Annotated in this window: 17 protein-coding genes and 5 pseudogenes; 11 read left to right on the forward strand and 11 right to left on the reverse strand. The window is 63.6% G+C overall.

Annotated elements, in window-relative coordinates; genetic code table 11:
• Window positions 1-87 precede the first annotated feature (87 nt).
• From kdpF to ATB98_RS25715, 4 genes and pseudogenes are all read left to right on the forward strand, one after another.
• Window positions 88-174: a K(+)-transporting ATPase subunit F gene (kdpF, locus tag ATB98_RS30625; protein ID WP_084435810.1), complete on the forward strand. Its 87-nt coding sequence runs from the start codon at window positions 88-90 to the stop codon at window positions 172-174.
• A 24-nt stretch (window positions 175-198) separates the two neighbouring features.
• Window positions 199-686: pseudogene (locus ATB98_RS28415) on the forward strand (potassium-transporting ATPase subunit KdpA); the annotation flags it as partial.
• A gap of 1 nt (window position 687) precedes the next feature.
• Window positions 688-854 (forward strand): annotated as a pseudogene (locus tag ATB98_RS29250) (potassium-transporting ATPase subunit KdpA); the annotation flags it as partial.
• Window positions 855-1,316: 462 nt separating this feature from the next.
• Window positions 1,317-2,345, forward strand: coding sequence for a sulfate ABC transporter substrate-binding protein (locus ATB98_RS25715; protein ID WP_066878908.1), 1,029 nt, complete (start codon window positions 1,317-1,319; stop codon window positions 2,343-2,345).
• Between the two features lie 289 nt (window positions 2,346-2,634).
• Here ATB98_RS25715 and ATB98_RS25720 read toward each other — a convergent pair whose 3' ends face one another.
• The 4 genes from ATB98_RS25720 to ATB98_RS25735 are packed head-to-tail and all read right to left on the reverse strand — an operon-like array spanning window position 2,635 to window position 5,213.
• Window positions 2,635-3,138 carry a DoxX family protein gene (locus tag ATB98_RS25720; RefSeq protein WP_066878910.1) on the reverse strand — a complete coding sequence of 168 codons (504 nt, stop codon included), beginning with the start codon at window positions 3,136-3,138 and terminating at the stop codon, window positions 2,635-2,637.
• Between the two features lies 1 nt (window position 3,139).
• Window positions 3,140-3,940, reverse strand: coding sequence for an HvfC/BufC N-terminal domain-containing protein (locus ATB98_RS25725; RefSeq protein ID WP_066878912.1), 801 nt, complete (start codon window positions 3,938-3,940; stop codon window positions 3,140-3,142).
• Entirely contained in the window at window positions 3,927-4,853 is a 927-nt protein-coding gene (bufB, locus tag ATB98_RS25730) for an MNIO family bufferin maturase (protein WP_066878914.1), read from the reverse strand. The genes ATB98_RS25725 and bufB overlap by 14 nt, the downstream gene beginning before the upstream one ends.
• Before the next feature lie 36 nt (window positions 4,854-4,889).
• Window positions 4,890-5,213, reverse strand: a complete 324-nt coding sequence (locus tag ATB98_RS25735) for a BufA1 family periplasmic bufferin-type metallophore (RefSeq protein WP_066878916.1) — start codon at window positions 5,211-5,213, stop codon at window positions 4,890-4,892.
• A gap of 272 nt (window positions 5,214-5,485) precedes the next feature.
• Between ATB98_RS25735 and ATB98_RS25740 the strand changes: the two genes are divergently transcribed.
• The 3 genes from ATB98_RS25740 to ATB98_RS25750 all read left to right on the forward strand — a co-directional run bounded on the left by ATB98_RS25740 (window position 5,486) and on the right by ATB98_RS25750 (window position 11,020).
• A complete protein-coding gene (locus tag ATB98_RS25740; RefSeq protein WP_066878918.1) occupies window positions 5,486-6,019 on the forward strand; it encodes a sigma-70 family RNA polymerase sigma factor in 534 nt (177 codons plus the stop codon).
• Between the two features lies 1 nt (window position 6,020).
• Window positions 6,021-6,659 carry an NrsF family protein gene (locus ATB98_RS25745; RefSeq protein ID WP_066878920.1) on the forward strand — a complete coding sequence of 213 codons (639 nt, stop codon included), beginning with the start codon at window positions 6,021-6,023 and terminating at the stop codon, window positions 6,657-6,659.
• 1,145 nt (window positions 6,660-7,804) lie between these two features.
• Window positions 7,805-11,020: a beta strand repeat-containing protein gene (locus ATB98_RS25750; protein WP_066878922.1), complete on the forward strand. Its 3,216-nt coding sequence runs from the start codon at window positions 7,805-7,807 to the stop codon at window positions 11,018-11,020.
• A gap of 427 nt (window positions 11,021-11,447) precedes the next feature.
• Here the strand turns inward: ATB98_RS25750 and ATB98_RS28420 are convergent.
• From ATB98_RS28420 to ATB98_RS30630, 3 genes and pseudogenes are all read right to left on the reverse strand, one after another.
• A pseudogene (locus tag ATB98_RS28420) lies at window positions 11,448-11,914 on the reverse strand (transposase); the annotation flags it as partial.
• 197 nt (window positions 11,915-12,111) lie between these two features.
• Window positions 12,112-12,569: pseudogene (locus tag ATB98_RS28425) on the reverse strand (L-seryl-tRNA(Sec) selenium transferase); the annotation flags it as partial.
• A 300-nt stretch (window positions 12,570-12,869) separates the two neighbouring features.
• On the reverse strand, window positions 12,870-12,965 hold the full coding sequence (locus ATB98_RS30630; RefSeq protein WP_084435812.1) for a twin-arginine translocation signal domain-containing protein: 96 nt from the start codon (window positions 12,963-12,965) through the stop codon (window positions 12,870-12,872).
• Between the two features lie 284 nt (window positions 12,966-13,249).
• Between ATB98_RS30630 and ATB98_RS25770 the strand changes: the two genes are divergently transcribed.
• Together ATB98_RS25770 and ATB98_RS25775 are read left to right on the forward strand one after the other, a co-directional pair.
• Window positions 13,250-13,684, forward strand: a complete 435-nt coding sequence (locus ATB98_RS25770; RefSeq protein ID WP_066878930.1) for a GFA family protein — start codon at window positions 13,250-13,252, stop codon at window positions 13,682-13,684.
• Window positions 13,685-13,914: 230 nt separating this feature from the next.
• Window positions 13,915-14,343: an OsmC family protein gene (locus tag ATB98_RS25775; protein WP_066878932.1), complete on the forward strand. Its 429-nt coding sequence runs from the start codon at window positions 13,915-13,917 to the stop codon at window positions 14,341-14,343.
• A gap of 114 nt (window positions 14,344-14,457) precedes the next feature.
• Here the strand turns inward: ATB98_RS25775 and ATB98_RS25780 are convergent, their stop codons facing one another.
• Together ATB98_RS25780 and ATB98_RS25785 are read right to left on the reverse strand one after the other, a co-directional pair.
• Window positions 14,458-15,399 (reverse strand): pyridoxamine 5'-phosphate oxidase family protein, encoded by a 942-nt coding sequence (locus ATB98_RS25780; RefSeq protein WP_066878934.1) that lies wholly within the window; start codon window positions 15,397-15,399, stop codon window positions 14,458-14,460.
• 12 nt (window positions 15,400-15,411) lie between these two features.
• Entirely contained in the window at window positions 15,412-16,023 is a 612-nt protein-coding gene (locus ATB98_RS25785; RefSeq protein ID WP_066878936.1) for a glutathione S-transferase family protein, read from the reverse strand.
• A gap of 120 nt (window positions 16,024-16,143) precedes the next feature.
• Between ATB98_RS25785 and ATB98_RS28435 the strand changes: the two are divergent.
• Window positions 16,144-17,046, forward strand: a pseudogene (locus ATB98_RS28435) (LysR family transcriptional regulator); the annotation flags it as partial.
• A 12-nt stretch (window positions 17,047-17,058) separates the two neighbouring features.
• Here the strand turns inward: ATB98_RS28435 and ATB98_RS25795 are convergent.
• Window positions 17,059-18,249 carry an MFS transporter gene (locus tag ATB98_RS25795; protein WP_066878940.1) on the reverse strand — a complete coding sequence of 397 codons (1,191 nt, stop codon included), beginning with the start codon at window positions 18,247-18,249 and terminating at the stop codon, window positions 17,059-17,061.
• A complete protein-coding gene (locus tag ATB98_RS25800; protein ID WP_066879150.1) occupies window positions 18,246-18,836 on the reverse strand; it encodes a GNAT family N-acetyltransferase in 591 nt (196 codons plus the stop codon). The genes ATB98_RS25795 and ATB98_RS25800 overlap by 4 nt, the downstream gene beginning before the upstream one ends.
• Window positions 18,837-18,983: 147 nt before the next feature.
• Here ATB98_RS25800 and ATB98_RS25805 point away from each other — a divergent pair, with 147 nt between their 5' ends.
• Window positions 18,984-19,865 (forward strand): LysR family transcriptional regulator, encoded by an 882-nt coding sequence (locus ATB98_RS25805; RefSeq protein ID WP_066878942.1) that lies wholly within the window; start codon window positions 18,984-18,986, stop codon window positions 19,863-19,865.
• The last annotated feature ends 14 nt before the right edge of the window (window positions 19,866-19,879 follow it).

Below are 19,879 nucleotides of genomic sequence, written 5' to 3' on the forward strand. Positions count from 1 at the left end.
CCTGCCGAAATCCGCCAAAAAATCGCACCCACCGCGATGGCTTGCGGTAACGCAACACGATTTTCAGCAGCCTGCTAGGAGCGATCGATGATCGAACCCCTTGTCGGCCTATTCATTGCCATTGCGCTTACCGCCTACCTGGTCGTGACGCTCGTCCGGCCGGAGCGGTTCTGACGCATCCCTTGCGGAGATTTCCCCATGACTCTCGTCGGCTGGGCACAGATCAGCCTGCTCTTTCTCGCCGTTCTTGTCTTCATCAAGCCGCTTGGGCTCTAGCTGGCGGGGGCCTTTTCCGGCGAGCGCAACGTCTTCTCGCCCATCCTTGCTCCGGTCGAGCGCGGTCTCTGCGCGGCCGCCGGCGTCGATCCGGTGAGGGAGCAGGGCTGGCTCGCCTACACATTGTCCATGCTCGCCTTCAGCATGGTCGGCGTCGTCTCCCTTTACGCGATCCTGAGGCTCCAGGCCTACCTGCCCCTGAACCCACAGGGCTTCGGCAACGTCCCCCCGGACCTCGCCTTCAACACTGCCGTCAGCTTCGTCACCAACACCAATTGGCAGAACTATTCGGGCGAGACGACGCTGAGCCATTTCAGCCAGATGATCGGGCTCACGGTGCAGAATTTCGTATCGGCGGCGAGCGGCATCGCCCTTGCCCTCGCGGTCACGAGGGCCTTCGCCCGCTCGGCNAGAATTTCGTATCGGCGGCGAGCGGCATCGCCCTTGCCCTCGCGGTCACGAGGGCCTTCGCCCGCTCGGCTGTCTCGACGGTCGGCAACTTCTGGGTCGATCTCACCCGCGCGACCCTCTACGTGCTCTTGCCGGTCGCGGCCCTCGTCGCGATCATCTTCGTGGCCGAGGTCTGGATTCGATTAGAGGGATTTCGGCCGCGCGCATAAAGATTTCATAAAGAGCGCCCCTTCGTTCCAGATAGCGCCGGCTCTGGAGGAGGTTCAATGGGGTAGATGCTACGGGGCGAGCGGCGTGGGTGTGTCATCCTTCGCTGTTCAAACCATGATCAGAAGGAGATGCGTCATGTCTCAGGCTTTCGACGCGAGCCGGTCCCTTACCCTTGAACAGGATACACGCTCATCGCCGTCATCGAAATGAGCAAGGCCAAGTGGACCTTTAGCACACTACCTCGGTACCCATGGTTCAGGGAAGTTCCGCTACGCCTCACGTCGCCACACGCGGCGAGCGTCCCAGGAACCGGGTAGAGGGGGTGCAGGCCAAGGCGCTGTGTCCTCGCTTAACATCGCCAAGTTGTCGCGTAAGCGATTGGGAGTGTATGCTCATCTGACAAAGGATGGAGTTTGCATATGGGAGCGAGAAGGCGTGCCGGAGTCGTGAAGATGGTGGTGCTGGCCGGGATCCTTCAATTCGGCGATATCGGCCTCGCTGTCGGGGATACCACGATCCTGAACGTCTCCTATGATCCGACACGGAAACTCTACAAAGACTTCAACATGGCTTTCGCGGAAAAATGGAAAGCCGAAACCGGCGAGACGGTGACCATTCAGACATCCCACGGTGGTTCCGGAAGGCAGGCGCGATTGGTAATAGAGGGCCTGGACGCGGACGTGGTGACACTCGCGCTCGAAGGCGACATCGACGCGATTGCCCAAGCGACAGGCAAGATCCCGGTCGACTGGAAAAGCCGCCTCGCAAACAACAGCGCGCCCTACACATCGACGATCGTCTTTCTCGTGCGAAAGGGCAATCCGAAGGGCATCAAGGATTGGGGTGACCTCGTGAAGGGCGACGTCCAGGTCACAACGCCCAATCCGAAGACCTCCGGCGGCGCCCGCTGGAACTTCCTCGCCGCCTGGGCCTGGGCAAGGGCCGCCGGTGGCGGCGACGAGGCCAAGGCGCAGCAATATATGGCCGAACTTTTTCAGAAGCATGTGATCTTTCTCAACACCGGCGCATGGGGGGCGATGACCACCTTCGTGCAGCGTGGTTTCGGCGACGTGCTGCTCGCCTGGGAAAACGAGGCCTATCTGTCGCTCGCGGAATTCGGTTCGGACAAATTCGAGATCGTTATGCCGTCGATTTCGATCAAGGCCGAGCCGCCGGTGGCGCTAGTCGATGGCAATGTCGATGCGAAGGGCACGCGCAAGGTGGCGGAAGCCTACCTCAGCTATTTCTACAGCGATGTCGGCCAGAAGATCGTCGCCAAGCACCACTATCGGCCCTTCAGGCCAGAGGCAGCGGATCCCGAGGACATCGCCCGCTTCGCCGAGGTGAAACTGGTCACGATCGACGACTTCGGCGGCTGGGAAGAAGCACAGCCGAAATTCTTCGCCAATGGCGGGATCTTTGACCAGATCTACAAGCCGGGACGATAGAGTTCAACGCCTCCGGCAGTTTAAAAGATCGGACTCAAAAGAGGCAAAGCGCAGGAATTGCCACCAGTGTCACTGGCCGCCGTGTCTTCAGCTGTGAATGGCCGCACTGGATCGAGGGAAGCAAACCCGTCCAAAATTCGAAACGAAATATCACAAACCGAGACTGCGGCGAGATCACAGATTCGCAACTTCGTGCCGTTCGCCTGATTGAAGAGTGCCAGATCACGCACATCACCCGGCATCTGAGGCGGGTTCGAATAGCCCAGACCTCGTTCAGGGCAAAAACCGTCTATCCCTTTCCCAATCCAGAAACCAGCCACCAATCCAGCGACAGCTTACCCGCACCCCAGGCAACGACAGCAAGCGCCATCGCGGCCCAGCTCAGGTGGATGGGCCATCCATCCGGCACCGTCAACTGGATGACGATCGTCATCGCAAGCAGCCCGAGCGCGGCGAGGCGCGTTGCCAGTCCAAGCGCGACCAGGGTCGGCAACAGGATTTCCGCGCAAGCGACAAGAAATGCCGTGGCGCCCGGCGCCGGGAAGCCATAGGGGCCACCCGGCAGGTGCAATCTGAGCTCGGACGTGAATAGAAGGACAGCAACATCGTTGAGCTGCAGGAAGCCATCCCACTTGCTCATGCCGGAGCGCCAGAACGGAACGGCAAGACCAAGGCGCAAAGCAAGCTGCGCAAGGGACGCGGGTGCGGTCGCCGCAATCAATCCGTCAATGCGGTCGAGCCAGCCCACCCTTCGACCGGATGTGTCGAAGAGCTTTCGTCTGGGAGCAAACATCTCATCCTCCGTAGTGGATCGCGGCGAGGGCGCCTGTCTCGAGCGTTATGCGAATGGTAGTCGTGAGATCGAAATCCGCGCAGCATGCGCCCGCCATCACCGCCGCGTTCCCCAATGGCTCACCTGCCATTAGCCACCCGAGAAAGCCATCCGCACCGGGCGGAAGGTGGCGAACCTTCACCTCCAGCGCCGGCCTTGTTACCAGCGCGCTCTGCGGCGCGGTCGCGTCGATGCGTCCTACCAGATCGCTCGACCGGTTCGCTAAAAAGATCGTCGCGGCCGGATAGGCGGAGCGGACAAGCCGTGTCGCCGGATGCGGCTCGAAGACGAGGCCTCCGAGCCGCTCCGACGGAACTGCGGCCAGTTCCTCCGGCTGCAACACGGCGGCGTCCGCCGCATGGTAGGCATCGAGCCACGCACGCTCGATGCGCGCGACATCCGCAAGCCACGGCATTGCCTGCGCATGTTCGTAGCGCTCGATGAAATCGGGAAAGTCCCGGCCGTACTCGAACAGAAGCGGCGATGTCGGCGGTGTTTCTCGGATGTGGAAACGCGCCATGGCGCGAAAGAACGTCTCCCCGGTGATGCGCATCGTTGCAGGAAATGCGGCAGCCAGCGCGTCGATCAGACTGACGATCACATTGTTGCGGTAGACATTGAAGCCCTTGTCGGCCGCCTTCCCATTAGGACCTGCGACGGACCCAGGCGTTTCCCGGCCGGGATCGAGCAGCCCGGGGACGAAGACCGCCGAGTAGCGGAGCCCATCAGCAGCCTCGGCCTCCCGTTTGCTAGGCACGTGCATGGATCCTCTCCTGTTGCAGAGCTGCGTGCAGATCAAGGATCGCCTGCGCCGCCTTCGCTTCGGCCCTCAGCACCGGCCATTCGGGAATGGCGCTGTCCCATTCGATAAGCGTCGGGATAGGGCCGCATCGGCCGATCACGATGTCGAAGAGTTTCCACACCGTGTTGGCGACAGGCCCGTCATGACTATCGATCAACAGCCGATCACCTTGCTCGTCCTCCTGCTCAGCATGACCGGCGAGATGTATCTCGCCGACCCATTCGAGCGGATAGTCAGCGAGATACTCGAGAGCGGAAAAACCGTGATTGGTCGCCGAGACGAAGACATTGTTGACGTCGAGCAGCAGACCGCAGCCGGTGCGTCTCACGAGCTCCCGGATGAAGGCGGTCTCGGTCATCGTCGATTCCCTGAATAAAAGGTAAGTCGAGGGATTCTCCAGCAAAATCGGCCGGCGGATTGCCTCCTGAACCTCGTCTATATGATCGGCCACACGCCGCAGCGTGGCCTCTGTGTAGGGCAGTGGCAGGAGGTCGTTGTAGTAGGTCGTGTTGTGCGTCGACCAGGCGAGGTGTTCCGAGACGAGCGCTGGCTCGTAGCGTTCGACGAGCCTGGCGAAGCGGCCAAGATGCGCCTTGTCCAGCGGTTGTGGCCCGCCGATCGACATGCAGACGCCATGAAGCGAGACGGGATAGTCCTCGCGTATCCGCGTGAGTGCGGCATGTGGAGGTCCGCCTGCCCCCATGTAGTTTTCCGCATGGGCTTCGAAGAAGCCGCCATCCCGGCTTTCATCCGCAAGGATGAACGGCAGATGCTGGTGCTTGAAACTGGTGCCGGCCAGTCCATCGATCGGGTGCGTCGGAAAGCGGAGAACCTCCATTGCGCCAGGATCCGCGTGAATTGGCAATTCGAGCATTTTTTCCTCCACTTTCCGTTCCCCTAGCGCTGCGGCTTAAGAGGGAAGGTCGCGCGAGAGCGCTTCCGGCGAACCCTTCCGACCGCCCGGCAGCTCCATCGTTGTGCAGGTGCCTCCATCGACGAATTTCCAGGCATTACCCTGATAGTCGACCGTTGACGTTGCCTGGCAGGTCGTCCCCGGACCGGCCGCGCAATCGTTCTGGCCCTTGAGGGCGACACCGAAGCACTTCTCCTTGCCGGCATCCATGGCCGCCTTTACTTCTGCTTCCGAGAGCGGCGCAGCGATCGCCAGCGACGACACCGCTGCCGCCACGGCACCTGCCAGTACGGCCGCATTGAGTGTGGATTTGGTAGACATGAGATCTCTCCATTTTGATGGTCCCGTGTGCCCGGTAAGGCCACACAGAGGCTCGTTCGCCGCCAATGGGAAATATGTTACAGTTGCCGCCTACACGGTTTCGTGAGCATCCCGCCGCGCCGGGTCACGATGATTTTGGATTGACTTGCCCCGGCGTCATGAATGTGCTCGTCGGGAGCGGTAAGCGGAGGGCCTCTTTCCCGCGACGGCGGTAAAACCTCCCAAGCGGCACGTAACAAATGGCGAGAACCGGCGAAAGGGGAGGAGGAAGGTTGAGCGGTGCCGACGACAGCGAACTCGCCCGACTATTTCGCGTGGCGCTTGAAGGCGACGAGCGGGCCTACGGCGACTTCCTGCGGGGAACCGCAGACCTTATCCGCGGCTGGGCGCACCGGAGGACGGTCGCCGGCCTGGATCCGGAAGACATCGTCCAGGAAACATTGCTGGCGATCCATGTGAAGCGCCACACCTGGCGGCGCGACGGTCCGGTTGCGCCATGGCTCTATGCGATCGCCAGGCACAAGCTTGTCGATGCGTTGAGACGGCAGGGCCGCCATCCGCGCGTTGACATCGGTGAGGTGGAAGACCGGATCGCGGCGGAGGAGCCGGAAGCCGCCAGGGATTGGGAGATCGGCCGTGCGCTTGAGACATTGACGCCTGGCCAGCGTTCGGTGGTCACGGCTATATCCGTCGAAGGGCGCACGATATCGGAAGCGGCTCGAAGCCTCGATATGAATGAAACCGCGGTTCGCGTCGCACTCCATCGCGGACTTACTGCCATCGCCAAGCGTTTTGGACGGGACTGACATGGAAACAGACGACCTCATCAAGGCGCTCGCGGCAGACGCAAGGCGGAGCCGCCTTTCGACGCCCGCTGCCTGGTCGGGCGCCGTTCTAGCTGCCGTCGCCGTCGCCGGCATCGTCTTCTTCTCCCTGCTCGGCGCGAGGCCCGACATTGTCGGGGCGGCGCAAAGCTTCCGCTTTCTATTCAAGTTCGTGGTGACGATCGCACTCGCGGCGAGCGCGTTCGGCCCGCTCACAATGCTGTCGCGGCCGGACGCCGACGCAAGGGCGTTGATGGCGCGTCTCGCCATCGCGCCGGCGCTGTTGGCAGCAGGCATTATCGCCGAACTTACCATCTCGGCGCCTGACACATGGTCTACGAAGCTCGTTGGAACGAACAGCCTCGTGTGCGTGACTTTCATTCCGCTGATCGGTATCGGTCCGCTGGCCCTGCTGCTGCTCGCGCTACGCCACGGCGCCCCCTCTCAGCCGACGCTGGCGGGCGCGATGGCCGGTCTCACGGCCGGAGGCGTCGCCGCGACCTTCTATGCCGCCCATTGCACGGACGACTCCCCCCTCTTCGTGGCGACGTGGTATACCATAGCAATTGCCGTGCTGACTGCCCTCGGTGCACTCACCTCGCGCCGCTTTGTGCACTGGTAGCGGCCGCCCCTTTGCCCGATTGCAGTGGAAATTCTGCATTACTCGCGATGGCGATACGTCTGTACGATGATCGGATGTGCGCTCGACCATTCCACCCGGAGGCTCATTTTGGCAGAGGTATTGCTTTCCTTGTCGGACACGTTCGTGGGGTTGTCCCGTGGCCGCACAAAAATGGAGGCCCTAGTCTTAGTCTAAGGCCTCCAAGCGCTGCATGACACGTTTAACACGCTGCCGTCAGTCGGACTAACGGTGCCGCTGCATTAGTCGCCTTTCTTGTCGCCTTTCTTGTGACCTAAATCACGGCTGTCTGCGAATGCCTTGCCTGATGACGGCCCGTCGAAGACGCCTGTCGAAAGCAGCGGCAACACAAACAGGAAAGACAACACGAGTACAGATATTGAAAAAATCCTGCGTCTAGTAAGCATGGCTATTCCCTCTTCCTGTAGGAGAAGTTGCGTTCTAAAATTGTTTCGCGCAATATTTCACTGCCAGGTTTGGCTTCGTAAGTACCACTTGCCTCTGCGCCTATATATTACACCGGGTTGAGGTCTTCGAAATATATGGAACGATATAGGGCGCCGGGTAAAACACTGGCCAGGGCAAGCGAGATTCCGTCAGGGCCCTCAAACAATGACCCTGCTTCGATTTTTTGCCAAGTCTTTAAGCTCTGCTATATAAAGCTCTCTATATTTTCGTCCGCAAATCGAACTGCCAATATCCCCAATACTATTGCGGCGCGCTCGGGACAGGATGGAAACTGCGAGGGGCGCCCCCCGACAGGCACAAGGTAGGTGTCGGTTGCGCCGGTCTCGTGCCCTTGCTCGCATCAGCGCGAGTAAGAGTGCTGACATCAGGGTGCGCCGTCGGTCTGACCTTGCCGCTTGAAGTCGCCAAGATAAAACATGATCCGCGTTTGCAAAAGGGATCACTGGTCGAGCCGAGAGGCCAGCCAAAGAACGTGTTCGATTGAATATTAGAGCGGGATGGGCACGGCAAGCGCACGGACATTTCCGATTTCGCGCTGCTCGTTCCCGAGCACTACAGGATTTTGCCCATAATCGAAAATGTTTGACTTCACTTGGGAGCGATCCTTCGAGGGTTTGGACGCAGGGAGCCAGGGCGACCGTCAGGTGGGAGGGATTTCTATGGCAGTGATCAGCGGCACATCCGGAAACAACATACTCATCGGCACGACTCAGGACGACACGATCAATGGCCTGGGCGGTGACGATCTCATCCAGGCATTGGGAGGATCTGACATCATCGACGGCGGCTCGGGCGTCGACACGGCCGACTACCGGGAGAAGACGGTAGGGATCAGCGTCACGCTCAACGGCGGCAATGACGCGATCGTGATGGTCGGCGGCATTGCCGAAGATATCCTCCGCAGAATCGAAAACGTCTATGGCGGTTCGGGCGACGACACCATCACGGGTGATGCCCAGGACAACCTCTTCCGGGGGGGGCCGGGAAACGATGTCCTCGATGGCGGCGCCGGAATCGACACGGCTGACTACAGCGACAAGACGACATCGGTCGTGATCACCCTGACAGGCGCGAGCCCGGCAATCGTCTTCGTCAACGGCGCCGCGGAGGACACGATCAGCAACTTCGAGAACGTTTATGGCGGATCGGCCAACGACATCCTGACCGGGGACGGACAGAACAATGTGCTGCGCGGCGAGGCCGGGAACGATATCCTCAATGGCGGTGATGGCAACGACTCCTTGTTCGGTGGCGCCGGCAATGACACGGTCGACGGCGGCACCGGAGTAGACACATTCGACCTCCGGGAGAAGACGAGTGCACTCGTCGTACGGCTCAACGACGGCAACGCCGCCACCGTCTTTGTCGGTGGGGTCGCCGAGGACACGATCCGCAATGTCGAGAACATCGTCGGCGGGTCGGCGGGCGATACGCTCATCGGCGATGCCGCCGCCAACAAGCTCTCGGGCGCGCGCGGCGATGACTGGCTGATGGGAGGCGCCGGGGCCGACATCCTGGACGGCGGCGAGGACGTCGATACCGCCGACTACAGCGACAAGACGGCCGCCGTTGCTGTGACGCTGAACGGCAGCAGTCTCGCTACAGTGACAGTGGGCGGCGTTGCCGAGGACTCGATCGCGAAGATCGAGAATATCGTCGTCGGATCGGGCAACGACCAGCTCACCGGCGATGCGGCCACCAACACGTTCCGCGGGGGCGCGGGCGCCGACGTGCTGGACGGCGGCGCCGGCAGCGACACGGCCGATTTCAGCGATAAGGCCCAATCCGTCCTGCTTACCCTCAACGGTGCCATCGACGCCGTCGCGACCGTCGGCGGAACGGCCGAGGATACCGTTCGCAACATCGAGAACATCGTCGGCGGATCCGGCAACGATCAGTTCACCGGCGATGCCGCCGTCAACACCTTTCGCGGCGGCCTGGGTGCCGACGTCCTGGACGGCGGCGCCGGCAGCGACACCGCAGATTTCAGTGACAAGACAGCGTCGGTGGTCGTGGCTCTGGCCGGCGCAAGTCCCGCGACGGTCTTCGTCGGCGGCGTGGCGGAGGATACCCTCCGCAACATCGAGAACATCATCGCCGGATCGGGCAACGACATCCTCGCCGGCGACGGCTTTCAGAACGTGCTCGACGGCGGTGCCGGCAGCGACACGGTCGATTATTCTGCCTCTTCCAAGGGGATCGCGGTGACGCTCAACGGTGCCAGCAATGCAACGGTTTTCGTCGGCGGCGTTGCCGAGGACACCATCCGCAACATCGAGAATGTGACGGGCAGCGCCGCGGCGGACGTGATCACCGGCGACACGCAGGCAAACATCATCCTCGGCGGCGGCGGCGGCGACATCCTCAAGGGCGGCGGTGGACTCGACGTCATCGACGGCGGCACGGGATCCGACACGATCGACTTCAGCGACAAGACCGCTGCGGTCGTCCTGACATTGGCGGGTGCGGCCAACGCGATTGCGACCGTCGGTGGAGTGGCCGAGGACACGGTGCGCAACATCGAGAGCATCTTCGGGGGCACCGGCGCCGACGTGCTGACCGGCGACGGCGGCAACAACACGATTCGGGGTGGCGGGGGCGCGGACAGTCTCGACGGCGGCGCCGGTGTGGACACGGCCGATTATCGCGACAAGACGAAATCCGTCGTCGCCACGCTCAACGGAGCAAATGCCGTGACCGTTAAGGTCGGCGGCGTGAACGAGGACACTATCTGGAACTTCGAGAACATCTCGGGCGGCGCCGCCGGTGACACGCTCACCGGCGACAGTCAGGCTAATGTCCTGCTTGGCAACGATGGCGCCGACACGCTGAAGGGCGGCTTGGGCAATGATGTGCTGGACGGCGGCAACGGCACCGATACCGCCGATTACCTCGAAAAGACCGACGCAATCAGCGTCACCCTCAATGGCACGGCGAATGCGAGTGTTCTCGTCGGCGGCGTAGCCGAGGACACGATCCGCGGCATCGAGAATATTCTGGCGGGATCTGGCGCCGATACCCTCATCGGCGACGGCGCAAACAATCTGTTCCGCGGCGCTCTCGGGGCCGATTTCATCGACGGCGGCGCAGGCGTCGACACGGCAGATTATCGCGAGAAGAGTGCGGCGGTAAGGGTGACGCTCGATGGAAGCAACGACAGTTTCGTCTTCGTCGGGGGCACGGCGGAAGACACCATCCGCAACATCGAGAATGTGTTCGGCGGCAAAGGCAACGACACGCTGACGGGGGACGGCCTCGCCAACACCTTGAACGGCAATGACGGCAAGGACCTGCTCACGGGCGGCGGCGGGGCCGACACTCTCGACGGCGGCGCGGGCGTCGACACGGCGAACTATCGCGACAAGAGCGCAGCGGTCTCCGTCACTCTCAATGGCGCCACCTATGCGACAGTCACCGTCGGCGGCACGGCGGAAGACACGATTCGCAACATCGAGAACATCTGGGGCGGGACCGGTGACGACAATCTGAGGGGCGACGCGAACGCCAACCTTCTTTCGGGCGGCGGCGGAAGCGACACGCTGTTCGGTGGAGCCGGGGCCGACACGTTCCAGTTCGATTTCGCGTTAGGAGCGACGAACATCGACACTGTTTCGGATTTTGCCACGGGAGACAAGCTCGCCCTGTCGAAGGCGATCTTCACCACACTGAGCGTCGGATCGCTCGCGAGCACCCAGTTCTACGCAGCCGCCGGCGCAACCGAGGCGCAGGATGCGAACCACAGGGTCATCTATGATACGACGACCGGTGCACTCTACTACGATGCCGACGGCAGCCTGTCCGGTGCCACGGCCGTGCAGTTTGCCGTGCTCTCGACGCATCCGGGCCTGACCGCTGGAGATTTGCTGATCGCCTAACGGGTGCCGGCATTGGAGCCGCGGCGCATAGATGGCGCGCTTCGGATCGTTGCCTCCTGACGTTCTAAGCCGCTTTTCTCGCGGCGGTTCTGGTTTGGATTGGCGGCGAGGTCTCGTGGTGCTCGAACGCGAGGACGGGCCGGTGCCGCGGTGCACGGGCGTTTATCGTGGCCGGCGATGTATCCGCTGCTGTCGGCGGGAAGGCTTGTGGTCCGGCGGAATCATCGGGCCGCGGCGCTAGCTAGTTTCCATCCATAAACATGCACATTTTACAGCGTTTGCAAGCACTTGTCTCAAGTCGACGTCATCTTGGAGGGCTTGCCGGGATCAGGGCCACTGGTTTTGGTCAGAACGGTGGTTGCTTGGGTATTCGCGCGCACGGCGTTGCGCCGGCGGGAGGCCGGCTGAGATGCAATGCGAGTCGGCATCAGGTCGGTTTGAGGCGCGTGAGGAGGACGAGGTTGTAGGCCACGACCGAAGACCCAGACATAACTCTTGAAGTGGTCAAGGCCGCGCCAGGTGCAGCGCGCCAAGCCGTAGGCCCGCTTCAGGCAGGAGATGCCGGCCTCGATGCCAGCGCGGAAGTTGCGAGCTTGCGACAGATCCAGTTGCTTTTGACATGTCCTCGACCTTGAGGCCGGCCTTTTTGTGGAAGGCCATGTCGTGGACGCCCCATGCCTTCGCTGCGGCCAAGTTGCTGCGCGTGGCAAAGCCACCATCGCGCCGCCGCCTGCCGTGGCGCGTTGCCATAGAAACTATGTGGCGTTCCAGCATTGGCAGCAACCGATGGCTGTCGGCCGGATTGCGAGCCTCCACCACCAGGTCGAGGATCATGCCGGTCCGGCAGGCGGTCAGATTGAGCTTGTGGCCGTATTCGACGTCGCGACTTGGCTTGGACGGTGCGTTCTTGGCGCATTGTCGGCTCCGGCGGTGGCAGGACTTGGAATCAGTGGCATGATCCAGGATACCTGAAACCGCCGGGCCTTGCCCGCAGAAATTGCGATTAATCGAACATAATCAAGCGCGAGTTGTTCATGGACGAAAACTAGCTAGCTAGTTTCCATCCGTAAATAACAACCGATTGATTTTGTTCTGTCGCCGGAAAAGGTGACGATATCGGCGCCATCGGCGATCGCTTCGGCGAGGATCGGCTCGTGCGTGAGCTCGAAACGGACGAGGTCGATAAGCGTACCCGAGCCGAGATCGTCGACGAGCGGCAGCCCGTGCTCATGGGCGATTGCCGCGAGCTCGTGCACACCGACAGCCTTGGTGAAGCCTTCGATGCGGTAGTTGGAGGTGTGGACCTTCAGGATCAGGACAGTATCGGGCCGATCGCGTTCCGGTAATTCTGTTGATGGGTGCGGTTCGTGGTACCGACCTCTGCGAGGCGGACGCCGGAGCGCAGCATGATGTCCGGCATGCGGAACGCGCCGGCGATTTCGATGAGCTCGGCGCGCGAGACGATCGCCGCCTTGTCGGCCGACAGGCTGTTCAGGGTCAGCATGACCGCCGCGGCATTGTTGTTGACGACGGTCGCATCCTGCGCACCGGCGAAGAGGGAAGCGGGATCAGGAAGGCGCGCAAAGGCGGTGACGAGACCTCGCCAATGGCGGTCGGATCGGGCGCTGGCGCGTCTTTGCCTAGCATCACACTCCCTCGCGAACCCGACGGGCCACGTGATGCGAAGGAACTATCGGCCTATGCGGCGGCCGGTTTTCTTCTCGTCCTTCGCCGGCGGTCTCGCCACCAGTTCGCGCAGCCGCGCCGTCGCCTGCGGCGTCATCCTCTATTCGAAGGGTGACCTTAAGAAGGGCAAAGAGGCGGAAATCATCCACATCGAGGTGTCGTCTCAATGTCGCCGACGCCGAGGGAGCCGAGGGCCGCCGCCGCCCCCCCCGGCACCGGCTGCGCCGAGAAATTGGCGCCGCGAGAGTTCCATGGTCATGGCGTGACCTCCCCGAAAACCGGCTCTGCCGATCCGGGCGCGCCGGAAAGCCTTGCTACGCCCTGCGCGCTTTAGACATAGCTCGGCTTTTGAACTTGGATCTTATCCCTTTATATTCAATTTGATACGAAAAACGAGCGTGTACGCCATGCTCGGGTCATTTCCGAAACGGCATCTCACCGCATGGCGTCGGCGGGCTATGCCTGTATAATCTGCGCAAGCCACGACTGGCCTTAGAGGCATCGGACCGGCCCGTCGTCACGGCGAACCCAAGGGAGGAGACCATGGCAGCGAACGGCGGCTACAACGGGAAGTGCTTCTGCGGTGCGGTTGAGCTCAAGGTGAGCGGCGAGCCCGTGGCGATGGGCTATTGCCACTGCAGCTCGTGCCGCGAGTGGTCGGCGGGGCCGGTCAACGCCTTCTCGCTCTGGCCGCAGGACGCGGTGACGATCACCAAAGGTGCCGACAGTCTCGCGAGCTACCAGAAGACCGAGAGGAGCATCCGCAAGTGGTGCAAGACGTGCGGCGGGCATGTCCTGACCGAGCATCCGCTGTGGGGCCTGACGGATGTCTACGCCGCCGTCATCCCGGCACTGCCCTTCAAGCCGATGCTCCATGTGAATTACCAGGAGACCGTGCTGCCGATGAAGGACGGCCTGCCGAAGCAGCGGGACTTTCCGCCGGGTTTCGGCGGAACCGGAGAACTCGTGGAGGAGTAGCGCATCTCGCCCAATTCTCTAGCGGTCCCGGACATGCAGCCTCCAAGAAAGGCGCGCTGCCGCCGGATGCCTGTGCCGAGCTCATCGCCTCGACCACGCGCCTGAACGCACCGATCACGAGACCTCCCGGCGGCCTGCCTCAGCAGAGCGTACCGGTCGCGCCTCAGCCGACCCGATGATTATCGACGTTTGCTGGGCTATGAAGGGTCTCAGGACAAGGAGTGATTCTCATGAAGGCGCGCATCAAATGGGTTGAGGAGCGGACGTTCGTCGGCGAGTCCGGAAGCGGGCACAAGGTCGTGCTCGGCACGGCTTCCGGGCCGGAGGGAAAAACGCCGGGACCGAGCCCGATGGAACTGGTGCTGATCGGCGCCGGCGGCTGCTCCGCCTTCGATGTTGTCCACATCCTCGAGAAAGGCCGCGAGCCGGTCGAAGACTGTGTCGTGGAGCTCGATGCGGATCGCGCCGAGCAGGATCCGCGCGTGTTCACGCGCATCCATATGCACTTCGTGGTCAAGGGGCGCGGCCTCTCGGCGAAGAAGGTCGAGCGTGCGGTCGCGCTATCGATCGAGAAATACTGCTCGGCATCGGCGATGCTCGCCAAGACGGCGACGATCACCCATGACTTCGAGGTCGTCGACACCGCCACGCCGGCGTGATTGTCAGCCGTCATCGCATCGGAACGTGTCATGGTTCGACGCCGAGGGGCGATTTCGCGAGCGCCGGATGGCGGCGTTGCGCACGGCTGCGGCGTGTGGCCGATGAGGCGAACGCTACCAGCTGCCGGTCGCCAGCGCGAACGGTGACCATTCGGCAAAGGTGTAGCGGATCGGCAGCGCATCGGGACGCCAGACGATGCGGCGGGGGCGGAAACGCCAGTAGCGCTCGGCGCCTTCGAGAGGTTTGCGCGGCGGCTCGTCGAAGAGGAGCTCGGCCTCTCCGGTCATCTGCAGGAGGCCGCCGGTCGCGAAGTCCGGGAAGACGAGCCCGGCACGCGGGTTGAGGGCGATGTTGCCGAGCGTGTTGAAGAAGCGGTTGCCGAGGAAATCCGGGATCGTCAGCCAGCCGTTCTCGCAGACATGCACGAAACCCGCACGGCCGCCGCGATGGGAGACGTCCACCTGCCGGCCGCCTTCGAGGTCGGCGTAGGTGGCGACGAAGAAGGTATCCGCCTGCCCGACGAGCGCGCGGGCGGCATCGTCCAGCTCGGCGCTGACGACGGGGGTCGCTGCCGGCGGCTCAGCCGGATCGCGGACGAACTCGACTTCGCGGAGCTGGATGTATTTCGGGCAGTTGCCGAAGCTCTGGCTGACGCCGAGATCGAAGCCCGCCGCGTGGCGCCGCAGCGTGCCGTTCAGCCGGTTGCGGCGGCGCGTGGCGAGATCGATGCCGAGGAGGGCGAGCGAAGCGCGGTCCTCCATGCCCGCCTCCGCCGGGTCCGATTGCTCCCGGGCGAAAGCGACCGTGAGCCGGTGCGCGTCGGGTGCGCTGAGGAAGCCCGGACGTCCCGCCCGGAGCGTCGCCCAGGCGTCGCCGTGCTCGTCCACCGCCCCCAGCACCACCATCGGCAGCAGCGGGTAGAATTCGCGGTGCTGCTCGATCAGGTGATCGCGCATGACTCGGCGGCCGATCTCGTCCATGCGGTCTTCGAGACCGAGCCGCCTCTGCAGGGCTATCTCGCCCTCATGCCAGGGTGACGGGACGCGACTGTCCATGGCAACGCCTCCTCAGGCGACGAGGCCGACCGGCGTCTTGTCGAATTGGACGAAGCCCTGCAGTGCCTCGATGCGCTCCAGCCAGGTGCGGATGTTCGCATAGGGCTGAAGGTCGACGTCGCCCTCAGGCGCGCGCGCCACATAGCTGTAAAGCGCGACGTCGGCGATGGTCGGCCGCTCCGCGACGATGAAGCTCCTGCCTTCGAGCGCCGCCTCGATCAGCGCCAGGATCGCATGGGAGCGGGGAATGACCTCCTCCGGCCGGTAGGGCGCCTTGAAGACGTTGATGAGGCGCGCCTGCGCCGGGCCATGGGCGATCTGGCCCGCGGCGACCGAAAGCCAGCGCTGGACGGCGGCAGCCCCCTCGGGGTCTTCCGGCAGCCAATCCGTGCGCCCGGTCTTCTTGGCGAGATAGACGAGAATGGCGTTGGAATCAGAGACGATCGTGCCGCCGTCATCGAGCACCGGAACCTGCCCGAACGGGTTGAGCTTCAGGAACTGCTCCTGCTTGTGCTCTCTCTTGGCAAGGTCGACTTGGACGAGCTCGTGCTCGATCCCGAGGAGCGAGAGAAAGAGCCGGGCACGATGCGCGTGGCCGGAGAGCGGATGATGGTAGAGCTTCATGTCTGTCTCCTGGAGAAGGACGGGGAGAGCTGCAGAATGATTATTAGGCGCGGAGTTGATAAGCCGTCCGGAAAGCACTAGACCATTTCATCTGATGCAATAATATTTGGCGGGAACGCGATGGATCGCTGGCAGGCGATGCGCATCTTCGTGCAGGTGGTGGAGAGCGGCGGCTTTGCGCCTGCCGCCAAGCTGCTGCACACGAGCCCGCCGTCGGTGACGCGGGCGATCGCTAAGCTTGAAGCGCAGATCGGCACGCGGCTCCTCGTTCGCACCACCCGGTCGCTGAAACTGACGGCGGCCGGCGAGGGCTATTTCGCCGATTGCCGGCGCATCCTCGCCGAGATCGCCGAGGCGGAAGCCAATGCGGCGGGCAGCTTCACGCAGCCGGCGGGGCTGCTCACGGTGACGGCGCCGGCACTGTTCGGGCGCATTCATGTGCTTCCCGTCATTCTCGATTTCCTCGATCTCCACCCGGCGATGCAGGTGAGGACCGTGTTCGTCGACCGCGTGACCAATCTTGTTGAAGAAGGGCTGGATGTCGCGATCCGCATCGCGGCGCTTCCCGCCTCGGGTCTGATTGCCCGCCGCGTCGGTTCGATCAGGCAGGTGCTCTGCGGCTCGCCGGATTATTTCGCCCGTTTTGGCGAGCCTGAGCGGCCGCAGGACCTTGAGCGTCACCGCATGATCGGACGCGACGGCCTGTTCGGTCATTCCGAGTGGCTTTTCGGGCGCGACAGCAGCATTCGCGTGCCGACCAGCGCCCGCCTCGTCGTCAACACCAACGACGCGGCCATTGCTGCCGCCGTGGCCGGCTGGGGACTGTCGCGCTTCCATTCCTACCAGGTGGCGCCGGAGATCGACGCCGGCCGGCTCAAGGTGGTGCTGGCCGACTATGAGCGTGAGCCGGTGCCGATCCACATCGTGCACGCGGAAGGCCGCAAGGTGTCGGCCCGGGTGCGTGCCTTCGTGGATTTCGCCGCCGAGCGCCTCCGGCGCCGTCCGGGCGCGAATGCGGAGCTTTGGGAAGGCGGATCACGAGCCGGCGAGACGCCGTCTTCTGCAAAACGCTTGCAGCAGCGCCGCGGCGACCAGTGCCACGGCGGAGAGGCCGGCCGACAGGTAGAGCGCGCCGCGATCGCCGAAATGCTCGGCGACGAAAGCATAGATGACGGGCGCCGTCGCCGAGAGGGCAAAGCTCGGGGCGATGAGGCGTCCGACCACGGTGCCGTAGGTCCGATAATCGAAGAGGACGAGCGGCAGGGTGCCGCGCGTGATCGTCAGCAGGCCATTGCCGACGCCGTAGAAGAAGGCGAAGACGATTGCCGCCACCATCGAAACGCCGGCGGCAAGACCGGCCGCGAAGGCGAAGGGCAGCACCAGCGTCGCGACCAAGTTGAGCGTTAGCGGATCGATCCTGCCGCCGGACAGCACCTCGCAGAGGCGGGCGAGCGACTGTCCGACGCCGCGCAGCGAGGCGATCCAGACGGCTGCCGAGGCACTTAAGCCGAGACCGTTCAGGACGCCGATCATATGCGCGGCCATGCCGGCGTTCAGGAAGCTCGCGAGGCTCATGATGAGAGCATAGAGCCCGCCGAAGAGCGCGAGGTCCCGGCCGTCGGCCGCAAGGGGGAGGGAGCGGACGACCGTCTCGGCATCATGCGAGACGTCGGCGCGGCCCTCGGGGATCGAGAGGTAGAGCGGGATCGTCAAGAGGGCGAGACCGGCATAGATCACGACGGCGCCGCGCCAGCCGAAATGGTCGGCAAGCAGATGGCCGAGCGGCCAGAAGGTGCTGGAAGCGAGGCCGCCGAGGAGGGTGATCTCGGACATGGGGCGGCGCGCACGCGGACCGCCGAGCCGGGCAAGCGCCGCGAAGGCCGCATCGTAGAGCGTCAATCGCATGGCGACGCCGAGGAGCACCCAGGCTGCATAATAGACGGCCAGGCTTCGGGAGAGGGAGAGGAGGATGCATCCGGCCGCGGTGAGGAGCGCCCCGGCGACCATCGCCCGCCGTCCGCCCCGGCGGTCGACGAGCCGACCGACGAGTGGCGATGCCATGCCCATCACCAAGAGGGCCGCCGCAAAGCCGCCATGGACAACCTGCCGCGACCAGCCGAGATCGGCGGCGATGCGGTCGCCGAACACGCCGATCAGATAATAGGTGATGCCCCAGGCGATGAGCTGCCCGAATGCCAGGCAAAGGACGATTTTGCGGGGGATCACCGGGCGTCTTCCGGCCGAGAGGGAGCGGTCCCGTCGCCGTCCCCGAGCGGCCGCTGCATCAGCACCGTGTCCACCCATTGGCCGAGCTTGAACCCGACGGAGCGGAGTGTGCCGACGGGCTGAAAGCCCATGCGGCGATGAAGCGCGATCGAGCCCGCATTGCCGCTGTTGCCGATGACGGCGAGCATCTGCCGCCAGGGCCCGCGCTCGCAGCGGGCGATGAGCTCCCGGAGCAGGGCGCTGCCGATGGCGCGCCCGCCGAAGCCATCGGCGACATAAACCGAATCCTCGATCGTGAAGCGGTAGGCGGGACGGGGCCGATAGGTCGACGCATAGGCGTAGCCGACGACCTGGCCGTCCAGTTCGGCGACCAGATAGGGTAGCCCGAGCGCGAGCACGGCGGCCCGGCGCGAAACCAGCTCATCGCAGGAGGGAGGGACTTCCTCGAAGGTCGCGAGCCCATTCAGGACGTGCTCGGCGTAGATTTTCTGGACCGCGTCCATGTCCGCTTCATCGGCGTCGCGGACTACGAGCCGGCCCGCGCGCCCGGAGTTCGCCGATTCCTTCATGGTACTCTCGCCTGTCATCATGGATCTCTTCTCGATAAGCCCGCCCGATGCCGCCCGCGAGCATCGCGGGGGAATCGCACCCTTCCGGCAGTCACTGCATCATCGCCGATCGCAATGCATAAAAGAAGCTTTGGAAAGTTATAAGGAGTATGAGAAATTCTTTGGATGCAGAGTCTCAACCTCGACTATCTCAGGGCCTTCGTGACCGTGATCGAACAGGGCAGCTTCTCGGCTGCCGCCGAGCGGCTCGGGCTCACGCAGCCCGCCGTCAGCCTGCAGATCCGCCAGCTGGAAAAGAAACTCGGAACGGCGCTCATCGAGCGCGTCGGCCGCAATGCCAGGCCAACGGCCGCAGGCAGCGAACTGCTCGCCCATGCGGACCAAATTGCCAGCGCGGTCTCGTCGGCGATCGAGGCGGTGGGGCGCCATGCGAGCGGCGTCCTGGGCCGTGTCCGTCTCGGAACCGGCGCCACGGCCTGCATCTTCCTGCTGCCGTCCGTCCTCGGAACGCTGCGCCGGAACTATCCCAGCCTCGAAATCACCGTCACCACCGGCAATACGGCGGATGTCGTCAAGGCCATCGAGGAGAATATCATCGACATCGGCCTCGTGACCATGCCGGCGGCAGGCCGCATGCTGGAGATGACGCCGGTGCTCGACGACGAGTTCGTCGCCATCGCCCCCGAAGGCGTCGTCTTGCCGGACCGCGTAACGGCCGCGCGCCTGGCGGAGCTGCCGCTGCTTCTGTTCGAGCCCGGCGGCAACACGCGACGGATCGTCGACAGGTGGTTTGCCAGCAGCAACGTCCCCCTGAACCCGGCCATGTCGCTCGGCAGCGTCGAGGCGATCAAGGCGATGGTCGGTGCCGGCCTCGGCTGCTCGGTGCTGCCGGGCATGGCGGTGCCGGGGGAGAGACCGTCCGGCCTTGTGGTGCGGCCGCTCTCGCCGCGTCTTGATCGCCAGCTCGCCGTCGTGATCCGTCGCGACAAGCGCCTTTCGCGCGGCCTCAAGGTGACCTACGACGCGTTGCTCTCGCTGGCCGAATGATCCGCGTCACTGAT

Source organism: Sinorhizobium saheli, assembly GCF_001651875.1.
In the GTDB taxonomy this organism is placed as follows: Bacteria; Pseudomonadota; Alphaproteobacteria; order Rhizobiales; family Rhizobiaceae; genus Sinorhizobium; species Sinorhizobium saheli.